This window comes from Phormidesmis priestleyi BC1401 (genome assembly GCF_001650195.1).
GTDB lineage: Bacteria > Cyanobacteriota > Cyanobacteriia > Leptolyngbyales > Leptolyngbyaceae > Phormidesmis_A > Phormidesmis_A priestleyi_B.
In genome coordinates, this window is record NZ_LXYR01000093.1 from 1 (window position 1) to 10,399 (window position 10,399).

At 48.6% G+C, this 10,399-nt stretch carries 13 protein-coding genes and 2 pseudogenes; 5 read left to right on the plus strand and 10 right to left on the minus strand.

What is annotated here, in order from left to right; all coding sequences use genetic code 11:
- From A8707_RS24460 to A8707_RS24480, 5 genes and pseudogenes are all read right to left on the minus strand, one after another.
- Positions 1–253: transposase (locus A8707_RS24460; RefSeq protein ID WP_068818922.1), on the minus strand; the 253-nt coding region annotated here is incomplete at its 3' end.
- 73 nt (positions 254–326) lie between these two features.
- Positions 327–608, minus strand: a pseudogene (locus A8707_RS24465) (transposase); the annotation flags it as partial.
- 58 nt (positions 609–666) lie between these two features.
- Positions 667–1,098 carry a transposase gene (locus A8707_RS27260; protein WP_068819858.1) on the minus strand — a complete coding sequence of 144 codons (432 nt, stop codon included), beginning with the start codon at positions 1,096–1,098 and terminating at the stop codon, positions 667–669.
- The gene (locus A8707_RS27720) at positions 1,095–1,481 is read right to left on the minus strand and encodes an IS5 family transposase (protein WP_068819859.1); all 387 of its coding nucleotides are present in this window, start codon (positions 1,479–1,481) and stop codon (positions 1,095–1,097) included. Before A8707_RS27720 ends, A8707_RS27260 begins: the two co-directional genes overlap by 4 nt.
- A gap of 535 nt (positions 1,482–2,016) precedes the next feature.
- Positions 2,017–3,375, minus strand: coding sequence for an LCP family protein (locus tag A8707_RS24480; RefSeq protein WP_074382580.1), 1,359 nt, complete (start codon positions 3,373–3,375; stop codon positions 2,017–2,019).
- Between the two features lie 311 nt (positions 3,376–3,686).
- Between A8707_RS24480 and A8707_RS30745 the strand changes: the two genes are divergently transcribed.
- A complete protein-coding gene (locus A8707_RS30745) occupies positions 3,687–4,043 on the plus strand; it encodes an IS5 family transposase (protein ID WP_068819863.1) in 357 nt (118 codons plus the stop codon).
- A gap of 104 nt (positions 4,044–4,147) precedes the next feature.
- Positions 4,148–4,591 (plus strand): annotated as a pseudogene (locus A8707_RS30750) (transposase).
- Between the two features lie 512 nt (positions 4,592–5,103).
- On the opposite strand, the gene A8707_RS24495 reads toward A8707_RS30750, so the two are convergent.
- Complete coding sequence (locus tag A8707_RS24495) at positions 5,104–5,454, minus strand: recombinase family protein (protein ID WP_269452767.1); 351 nt, start codon at positions 5,452–5,454, stop codon at positions 5,104–5,106.
- A 432-nt stretch (positions 5,455–5,886) separates the two neighbouring features.
- On the opposite strand from A8707_RS24495, the gene A8707_RS24500 reads away from it, so the two are divergent.
- Positions 5,887–6,201, plus strand: a complete 315-nt coding sequence (locus A8707_RS24500; protein WP_068819866.1) for a PepSY domain-containing protein — start codon at positions 5,887–5,889, stop codon at positions 6,199–6,201.
- A 638-nt stretch (positions 6,202–6,839) separates the two neighbouring features.
- On the opposite strand, the gene A8707_RS24505 is transcribed toward A8707_RS24500, so the two are convergent.
- Positions 6,840–7,412, minus strand: coding sequence for a tyrosine-type recombinase/integrase (locus A8707_RS24505; protein WP_068819868.1), 573 nt, complete (start codon positions 7,410–7,412; stop codon positions 6,840–6,842).
- 232 nt (positions 7,413–7,644) lie between these two features.
- On the opposite strand from A8707_RS24505, the gene A8707_RS24510 reads away from it, so the two are divergent.
- A complete protein-coding gene (locus tag A8707_RS24510; protein ID WP_068819875.1) occupies positions 7,645–8,442 on the plus strand; it encodes a Uma2 family endonuclease in 798 nt (265 codons plus the stop codon).
- A gap of 99 nt (positions 8,443–8,541) precedes the next feature.
- On the opposite strand, the gene A8707_RS24515 is transcribed toward A8707_RS24510, so the two are convergent.
- Positions 8,542–8,778, minus strand: coding sequence for a hypothetical protein (locus tag A8707_RS24515; protein ID WP_068819870.1), 237 nt, complete (start codon positions 8,776–8,778; stop codon positions 8,542–8,544).
- 2 nt (positions 8,779–8,780) lie between these two features.
- The gene (locus A8707_RS24520) at positions 8,781–9,419 is read right to left on the minus strand and encodes a ParA family protein (RefSeq protein WP_068819872.1); all 639 of its coding nucleotides are present in this window, start codon (positions 9,417–9,419) and stop codon (positions 8,781–8,783) included.
- A 268-nt stretch (positions 9,420–9,687) separates the two neighbouring features.
- Between A8707_RS24520 and A8707_RS24525 the strand changes: the two genes are divergently transcribed.
- A complete protein-coding gene (locus A8707_RS24525; RefSeq protein ID WP_068819873.1) occupies positions 9,688–10,191 on the plus strand; it encodes a hypothetical protein in 504 nt (167 codons plus the stop codon).
- On the opposite strand, the gene A8707_RS24530 is transcribed toward A8707_RS24525, so the two are convergent.
- A partial coding sequence (locus tag A8707_RS24530; protein WP_156518841.1) for a DDE-type integrase/transposase/recombinase occupies positions 10,181–10,399 on the minus strand: 219 nt, incomplete at its 5' end. The genes A8707_RS24525 and A8707_RS24530 overlap by 11 nt on opposite strands.

The following is a 10,399-nucleotide window of genomic DNA, read 5'->3' on the forward strand; positions in this document are numbered from 1 at the left end:
TCAACTGTCCAATCTGTCGATACAACTCATCGAGGTGGGCTTGCCCTTCTGGCTCCACTTTGCTGGCGCTGGAACCGCGCTCAAACACCTCACTCATGCCCGCTAGAAGATGCCGTTTCCAACCGTGAATCATCGTCGGATGCACGCTATATTGACTCGCAATTTCAGCAATGGTTTTCTCTCCTTTCACCGCTTCAATCGCAACTTTTGCTTTGAATTGAGAACTGTACTGTTTGCGTTTGTTTTTGCTCATAACCATTCCTATCATGGGTGGGAAGTTTAGAGCTTATTCACCCGTCCAGTTTTTGGGTTCCACCTCAAATGACGGGTTCAAAAGCTCCATTGCGGTCTCGTGGTATCGCAATCTCGGCTTCACCAAATTCGCCCTTAATCGTCTTTTTGCTGTGCCCGTTGCGACGATTCCGAGAGGGGGTTGCTTCGACTGGCTCTGCCCGTTCTTCCTCTAAATGATGTGCCATTTCTGCATTCAAGCAACGCTCAACCAGGGCGGTCGTCAACTGTTTTAGAATACCTCCGGTTCCGACTAAATCTTCTGGGCTTTGATAGCCTTTGAGTAATTCATCGAGCAATTCAGGTCGAAAGGTCATGATCGTTAAGTTGGGGGTAGAGGTTCATTAGATCAAACTTCTGACCCTTTGACACAAACTAATTTACAATCCCTTTCCATCGGGTGTGATTCTTGGTCAATCGTCTGAGCATTAAGCGAATCATCACCCCATAAACCATACCCGCATGATTCTCAGGCAGGCGTTCATAATCTCGCGTTAAGCTTCTAGCATTATCGAGCCAAGCCCAAGTCCGTTCCACTAACCAGCGCAAGGGTTCGACTTCAAAGGTCTTCGTACTGACCCGTTCCGAAATCTCCATCACGACCCCATACACCGCTGCAATGTCTGTGACTAAATCGCCCCGATAGCTCTTGTCCGCCAGAATTTTACTGACCCGACTATGCTGCTCTAACACCCAAAAGAGCACCCAAGGGGCGACCTTGACATCGGCGCAATTAGCCGCGCTGACATGGCATTTCAGGACTAACCCTAAACCATCAACGGCGATATGACGCTTGCGACCTTTCACCTTTTTGTTGCCATCAACGCCGATTTCGTCCCCCCTTTTTGACCCAGTTTCACCGACTGGCTGTCTAGGATGGTTAAACTCGGCTCCGGCTCCCGCCCCACGGACTGACGCACGATTTGCACCAAAGCCATATTGATCGCTTCCCACACACCCAACTTGACCCAGGTGCGAAAGTAGGTATAGACCGTTTGCCAAGCAGGAAAATCGGCGGGTAAATTGCGCCACTTCACGCCATTATCGGCGCGGTAATAAATCGCATTTAACACTTCCCGTAAGTCCACTTCCTGTGCTCGTCCGACTGGTTTCTCTGGCGGTAAGAGGGGTTCGATCTTGACCCATTCGGCATCCGTCAGGTCACTTGTATATTGCTTGCGTTCTAGCATGGCTTCAAGCTGAGTCTGAGTGAGCAGGATTATCCTGCAAAATCTGCATTAACTTGGCTGCATCTTGCAACATTTGTTTACAAACACACTCTAAAGTACCAAAACCACTAACGAATCGAGTCCCATGCGTAAAACTCGCTGCCTCGGTCGGAAAATCAAGCCACATAGATAAACTACCGTGAGCAAAATCCCTAAGTTTGCGAGATAAGCTGACCGTCATCTAGATTTATAGCTCTTTCTATTGTGTGAAAGGGATATAGCAGTTCCTAAGCGAATAAGGTACACCAGAATTCCTGCAGAATAAGGGCTTCAGGGACTGTAGCCGTACCTCACTGGTTCAAGAAACGCTATACCAGGACTGGTTTATGCAAACTAAAAGTCGGACAGCTTAGATATCGGTTTTATTTGCTCTGGGCAACACGGTTTCGCCAGAGATTAACGTTGCAAGTAGAAACAACATCGGCAAAAACGCATTGCCACCAAAAATATCACTGACGGCTAACTCTGATTGAGATTCATGCTTTAAGCATAAATCTCATTTTTTGTGTAGAGGTGACACTGGGGCATCAGTACCGAGGACGACGGTAATATCTGACGTAATGTCACCCGTTGAGGCAACTTGCACCTGTCCGAATCCGAGTGCTGCTTTGACTGCCTTAGCAGCGGCTACATCTCCCCGTTGAGCAATAATTTGAGTCTGCGCGAGGGGAACTGCGGCAAGGTCGAGCGATTGATCCGTGAGTTCAGTGTTGAGAAAACCAGAGCGTTGTAGCCGAACAACTTCAGACTGCAACAGATTGTCGGCGTGAATCGAACTCGCCAACCTCACTCGGAGTTGATCCTTCTGAAGGGGTGACGTGCCAATTGCTCTCAAAGGCTGGGTCTGTGAACTAAAGTATTTTGCCAGAATTGGCGTTGCTGCCTCGCGGTTCTCAATCCAGTAGCTCAAATCGTATTCATCCGGACGGCTGAATCGACCCGGCAGCATGACCATCTGGAGATGTTGTCGGTCGCTGTGCCAGAGGAACTGTGCCACGGCGAATTTCTCTTCGGCAGACAGATTCGTGTCGACTGAATCTTGGACAATTTTCAGGATATGAGGCAGTTGCAACAAGGTGGCGGGTTGAAGGATTTGAGTCTGAATTGCTTTGAGGACTTCCTGCTGTCGTTGAATACGGCTGATATCGCCAAGTTCATCATGTCGAAAGCGAACATACTCTTGCAAATGCTGTCCATTGAGCCGCTGGAGTCCAGGATTTAAATGAATCCTCAAATTCTGGCTTTTGTCATCGTAATCCATTTGCTTTGGCACTGTAACTTCAACGCCGCCCAAAGCATCAATGATAGAAACGAATCCGCCTGTATCTACCCGAATGTAGCGATCCAGTGGAATTCCATTCAAAAGACGACTGGTGGTTTGACCTGCTAATGCGGCTCCACCCACCATATTCGCATCGTTCACTTTGTCGATTCCACGCCCCGGTATTTGCACGAGCGTATCTCTGGGAATAGAAAGGATATGAATTTCGTGCGTTTGCGGAATCAAGCGCACCAGTAGCATCAAATCACTATTGCCTCTAAGTGCTGCATCACGATCAAAGCTGCCGCCGTTGAGATGCCCAGAGTTATCAATGCCCAACACCAATATATTCACGGGGCGAGTGATCGTCGTCTGTCCTAGCGAACCTAGCTGCTTCAGGTTCTGTAAAATTTTTGCTACTGTTACCTTTTCTGTCAGCGAATTCGGAAGCGTCAGTGCGACCAGTGCTCCAGCAGTTGCAGAAATTAAAGCTACGCCAGTCAGCAGCAAGAGTCTAAAGGCAGTCTTCGCGATCTGTTCGCTTCGGTTTCGAGACGCTAAGTTGAATCTGGATTTCTGCTTTTGATCACTCATACGCTGCTGCCAAAGAGAATCGATGAATAAATTTCGCATTCGATTCTAATACAGTAAGATACATCGTCTTCCGAACGGGAGCTGAATAAATCTGTCCAGAATAGCAAAATCATGAATGTTTGTTAGGCGAGAACGACGAATTTTCCTTTCTTCAGCAATTCCATTGAAAGTTATAGGGATGATTTCATGAGAATGAGATTTGGAATTTCCTAGGGCGTATCTGCAAACTCAAAAAGGACACTAAATGTAGAGTGAGACCCCAGTGAAGAGTGGGGACATTAACGTCTGAAAAGCAGATGGAGTTGTGAGAGATGAGATTGCATCGCGGTGACTTGAGTGATGAGCAATGGCAAAAACTACAGCCCTTACTTCCCGGAAAAGCAGACACCGGCAGACCTGCCAACGACCATCGTCAAATCATCAACGGCATTCTATGGATACAGCGTACCGGAGCGCCGTGGGATGACCTGCCAGAGCGCTATGGCAGTCGGGGCACAGTGTCTAGTCGCTTCTATCGATGGCGGACTCAAGGCGTGTGGCAGCAGATTTTAGAGCGACTGCAACAACAAGCCGATGCCATCGACCAAATTGATTGGGAAGTTCATTTCATCGATAGCACCGTCGTCCGCGCCCACCAACACGCAGCGGGGGCAAAAAGGGGGGGCTAATCGAGACGAGTACTCCCTTGAGCACAGAGCAAATGCAACAGCAGGAAGCACTGGGACGCTCGAAAGGTGGCTTCAGCACGAAGATTCATCTGCAATCCGAGGGGATGGGTAAGCCAATGCAATTTGTGCTCACACCCGGACAGACGAGTGATGTCAAAGGGTTTGAACCGCTCAATGCCAAAGTCAAGGTCAAGCGGTTAGGGCGGGGTAGACCGAAGCAACGTCCTCGCTACTTGCTGGGCGATAAAGCCTACGATGCTGAGGCGATTCGTCGCACCTTGCGTCGTCAACATACCACCCCTGTCATTCCTAAGCGTAAAAACGCCAAGCGCAAACCGGCGTTCCCGTAGCAAAATTAAACTAAGTGGCTCCTGTGAAGGGGTCACTTAGTTTAATTTTGCTACGGGAACGCCAAACCGCGATTCAATCGTGGACTGTATCGAGAACGCAACCGGATTGAGCGACTGATCAACCGACTCAAACAATTTCGTCGCATTGCCACCCGTTACGAAAAACGAGCCGAAAACGGGTGCATCCCAGTCTTGTAAGTCTCAATTTGAGAACGTGTCTTGAAAGACCGTTTTCTCAAGGGCTACAAGTCTGAGTAATAGTACTTATTGCAAAAGTGGGATGCACCCCCGAAAACTATCTTGCTATGCTGACCATCGCCGCCATTCTGATTTGGCTGAAATAACCTCTCTCACTACATCTGGACTTTGGGGTCTGAGGTGCAGTGGAACGAAAAACCGGGTTAAGTGGTCAATTTACATAGCCAAATAGGATGTAGCCCATTAACATCGGCAGTTTTGCTTTTGGCTAGGGCTGGTAGGATGGGTCCATTAGGGTATACCCATTTGAACCAGGGTTCTAAAGATATTGCTCGCTTTCGACCTGAAGTCATTGAAGCAAATGTGTCACGAGGAGCGACAAGGCTTGAAAGCCTTGTATGGATGAGCTTTCAAAGCTATACCTCGGCACGAACATTAGCACGCTAGATTGTCCAATTTTCATTTGGCTATTCAAATTGTCCTCTTAAACCTGTTTTCCGTTCCACTGAGCCTCAGACCCCATTTTCTGCCTTCTGCCCAAACTGAGGAGCGCCATAGGCATATCCGCCAGCTTCATGCTTCACGGCTCTACCGCGCTCGACTCGTTCACGAATCAGCGATCGCTCCATCTCTGCCAGTGCTGCCATCATCGTCAGCACCATTCGACCAGCCGGGGTAGAGGTGTCGATCGCAAGGTCAAGCAAAATCAATGCTTTATCGCATGGCTTCAGAACATCGTCTACCAAAGTCAGGATGTCTCGCACGTTTCGACCGAGACGATCTAGCTTGGCAACGATTAAGCCGTCTGCTTCACCAGATTGGAGCATGGTGATCGCTTTCTGAAGTTGGGGTTTGAGTAGTATTGGAACAGGATCCTACGCTAAGGCTAAAAGTCTTGCGGAGAGCGCTTTTCAAACCCCATTTTTTTGACGTTCTTTGGCAGACGCTCTTGTACCAGTTTAACAGTGCCCTAATTGGTACAGAAAAATAGAACGGTATAGCAAGGGTTTCAGCCCCTTTCTGCCAGAGGGGTTCAATTGGTACAGAAATTAGAAGTGCTTAGCGTGGTTTTTTGTTCCAATACTACTCAAACCCCAAGTTCTGTCATAACGCCACTTTATCGGGTTTTGAGGTTTTGTCAATTTCCCCCAGTTGAGCAATTACGAAGGACGTTTTCAACGGTAATTTTGTGTAAAAGTAATTTTACAGAGCTAGTCATTGCCACTGTCTTTCCGACTTCTGCACACTTTTTGCTTAGTGTATATCTACAAACCTAGTTTGGAAGGACATCTCCCATGAAACGCTCAATTCAACTTATTGGTGCCATCGTCGCAATGAGTATGCTCACGATCGGAGGCATTGCTCGACTCGCTCAGGCAGCGCCAGCCAACTCACAACAAGCAAAGGTGAGTCTACTGAATGCCCGCAAAATCGCTCTCAAAGCTCATCCAGGCACCATCACCGATGAAGAACTAGAGAACGAAGGTGGCGGCAGTGGCTTGCGCTATTCATTCGACATCAAGAACGGCACGAAGACTTATGAAGTCGGCGTGGATGCCAAAACTGGCAATGTGCTTGAGAACACGGCTGAAGGTAAAAACCCAGACTAACTGACCGTCTCTTGAGTGAGTCATCAGTTCAATATCATGTTGACCTGTGTGAGTTGACTGAGAAAGTGTGATGCGCTTTAGCGACCCGATCGTTTTCAAAGGGCATCACACCCTCTAGATCTCTGAAATGTAGTCATGACGAAGCTTATGAAGATCCGGGGCACTATTGGGGTGTGAGTAGTTTTGGATACTGTTGGCAAATTCACCAGAGAAAAAGAAGCGACTGCTGAAATCCAATTGGGGCGCTGGTTGTTACGTCGGAGACTTGCGCTACCGAATCAACGAAAGAATCAGTGTTTCAGAGCGGTTTCCTTTTCTTTTTCTAATTCGCCAACAGCATCCATTGCTACTCAAACCCCTACTCCTATCCTCTCGTGGCTTTAGTGCCATCCTCCATTAGAAAACCAGTGCCGGATACTTCGGACTAGCGATCGCAGAACCTCAAGATACAACGTATGTTGCCCTAACCCTGCAAATAGTTAATCAGCTTCCCCTCTGGTCTGACGTTGACTCCAGTGCATCGAAGCTTAAAAGCGATCACACCGATTAATGGGACAATCTTTGTCGAATCATTTTGCATCGTAGAGATTGAGCCTCCAGAAATCGCCAAATCAATTGATTAATTTAGCGGTTGATTCTCATCTAAAGGTCAGAGCCGCGATCGCCACTTCTACCTGTTCCTCTGAAACTTCCAGATATTTCTGGAGTGCCTGTAAGTTGCGATGCCCAGATATTTTTTGCAGCACCCCTAAAGGAATGCCCGCCCGGTGCATGACAGTTAGAGCCGTCCGTCTCATGCTGTGAGTGCTGACTCCTTCCAGCCCCACTCGCTGACAAGCATCCCGCAGAATAGCATCCGCAGAGGTAGGGTGAAGGTGCCCTCTCCCATGCCGACCGGGGAATAGATGTTCCTTCCCTTGCCCGGGCTGATAGATAGCGAGATAGTCAGCCAGAACCGGATGAATGGCAACTTGGCGCGTATCCTGCTGCCCTTTGGTATTGCCCTTACGAATGGTGAGCTTTGACCTCACACCGTTGGCATCATAAACATCGGTCGTGAGAAGAGTGCAAGCCTCATTGATTCGGCAAGCTGTGTAGAGGCAGATGCCGAACAATGCCCGATCGCGATCGCAGGTGAAGCCCGTCTTAAATAATCTCTGAATCTCATCAGAAGTCAGAATCTTGGCTTGCCCGTGTCGATCGGTCTTCATAGTGATCACGGTTGATAACGCTTGTTGTCACATCTTAGATTGACTAACTATAAAAAGTCCATGTAGAGGCTGAAAGCATTGGTAGGTCGTTGAGAACGGCACAATCCAAAGAATTTCCCCAATTTTAACTCGCTTGTTGAAATAAAACCCTCACTATTGAGAATCAAAAGAGGTCAGCACCCAGGCTGGGAAAAATCAGAGGATAATGGGATATCGGGTTTGGTTATTGCCCATGACTCAACAACTTCTAAATTCTGAAGAAATCGTTACTGAGCTGGACATCAGCCATCTGACGATCGAGGATGATACCCCTGTGGACAATCTGCAATCTGAGAAGCAGCAACGGCTGTTAGTGGAACCGCTCTATAGTTCCAAAGCGCTGCCGTCACCGTTTCTTGCGGCTGCCAACGTGGGACTGTTTTACAAACTTAAGGGAGATCCGGTTGTCCCCGATGCCATGCTCAGTCTAGGAGTACAGTGCGCTGACGACTTCTCGAAGAAACAGAATCGCTCCTACTTTGTGTGGGAGTTCGGCAAGCTACCGGAGGTCTGCGTTGAGATTGTCTCCAACCAAGAAGGCGACGAACTGACCTTAAGTCGGAAGTCACAGCAGAAGGGAAAGACGACCGTCAAGAAAGACCTGTACGCTCAAATCCACATTCCTTACTACGTGGTGTTTGACCCACTGAAACAGATTCAGGGTGAACCTGAGATGAAGGGGGCGCTGTTGCGAGTGTGGTTGAATTCAGCGGGGCGCTATGTAGAATTAACCCCGCCGCAAGGAATCAGTGAGGTTGGGCAGTCGGTTTGGTTAGAAGAAGTCGGTTTGGGACTCACGCTCTGGTCAGGGGAGTTTGAGGAAGACGTGACGCGGACCTGGTTGCGCTGGTGCGATCGCGAGGGGCAGGTGATTTCAACTGGAGCAGAAGGCAGAGAAATTGAACGCCAGGGGCGAGAGGCTGAACGTCAACGAGCAGACCGACTAGCTGAACGGCTACGAGCGATGGGCATTGACCCAGATGGGGTTTAGTCAAATCGTTAGTCCGTTCCTCAAATGCAGTCGCATGAATTTTGAGAGCGAAAAGACGAAATCGCTAAGTAGCGAAATCGTTAAATAACGAAAACACGACTAGCTCTGATGTTGTGACCAAAACTGGAAGATCTCTTGCAGTAGGTCAACTTGAGTGATGCCCTTCTGAGCGGCAGCAATCTTGAAATCGCGCTTGAATTCGGCTGGTACTTTGAAATTTAGATTTGCCAGTTCGCCTAATTGAGGAGTGTCTAGGTTGGAGCGATTCTGCTCTAGCTTCGGCGGCTCACCTTTATCTGAAGGCTTCCTCGGAGGTGGGGGTGGTTTCGTTGCCATATTTAACCCTCCTTCGACAATCGATCGATCACAGACTGAGCCACTTCTTCAGCTCTTTGTCGCAAAGAGAGGAAGGAAATCTCTGTCATTGCCTTACCCACGTCGCTTGCCCGTCGATAAGCGGTTTTTTCTGGAATTGAGCCTGCAAGAATTTGATATCCAGCTTTGCGAACATACTCACGAGCCTCGTCAATCTCGTTGTCTCGATCGCCCACGCGGCATAAGGCAAACACGATTTTTGCTTTGTCAATTTTTGCTTCTACCAATTCATGAGCCAGCAGAACCGAAGGCATTAAATCATCCAGCGACAAGCCTGTAGGTAGAACGACCAAGTTACAGGCTTGGGCAATCTCTAAAGTTTCACGGTTGGAGTGGGGTTTGCCATCAAACACGACCAGATCATAAACAGAAGCATGTTTCAATGCCTGAGTGACGGTGCGAAACGGTTCAACTGCGATCTCGGGCTGAATTCCGTTTTGCTCCCGGCGTTGCTTCCAATTTGTGCTGGTTGCTTGGGCAATGTCGAGATCTGCAATTTTGACATCCCATCCAGCCACTGCATATTCACGGGCAATTAATCGGGCAATTGAGCTTTTCCCTACGCCCCCTTTCTGCGAGATAGCTCCGATTTGGAGAGCCATTGATTTTCGTCCTTTCGTTAAAGCACGATTTCGTTATACAGCATTTTGAAGAATAAGCGAAATGATCAGGAGTCGCTCAGAAGGTCAGTGACAGCCTGTAGAACGCTAAAAGACGAAATCGTCTTTTAGCGTTTTAGCGAAATCGTTATTTCGCGATTTCTCTGCCACGAATAGAGGATTGACTCACATCTTGCACCAGTCTCAATAAGGAGTTGCAAAACGGCTGAAAGTCTGTAAGAAAGGGCGTAGAAAACAAAATAGGACGGTCATGGAAACCATCTTGGAATACGCCCAAGGACTAGTGTACGCTCTGCTTGATCTGATGCCCAGTCCCTCTCAGCACGCCAGTCTCAGTTCTCTTTTAGGCTTGTTTTTAGAGGCGCAAGGGCATCCTTTCCCTCAGCAGTGCCAGACGAAATCGGCGAGTGCGTTGAGTCGCTTTCTCAATCACTACGAGTGGTCGACTCGGGCAATGCTGCGCACGACTCGCCAACAGGTGTTGCAGCAGATTAGATCGCATCTCCCAGGCTCTGGCAGTCCCCTCAAAGTATTGATTGACCTAACCACCTTAGAGAAGTGCGGCAAGTTTCGTCATCTGAGTGACCCGACCGAGGATGAGGCAGCGCCCCATCCATGGGTGCGAGTGCTCAACGGCAAGCGAGGACTGCACCTCGTGATGCTCTACCTGGTGCTGGGGCAGTGGCGAGGGTTGTGTCGCAAATACTTTTTAGTGACAAACGAAGTATCTCATTCGCATTCCGTTAAGCGCTAATTCCGAACAGTTCTTCGATAAACTTCGCTTGAGATACACTGTCCCCTTTGCTGACTCCCTTCACTTGTCCTTTGCGAATCATACTCATCGCTTCGATGCCACTCAAGGTTCGTCTCGCTGTGTTGAATGAGCCGAATCCCATCATTGGCTTTGTCAATCGCTTGATGTTGCGGTGATCCTGCTCGATGATGTTATTCAGGTACTTGCT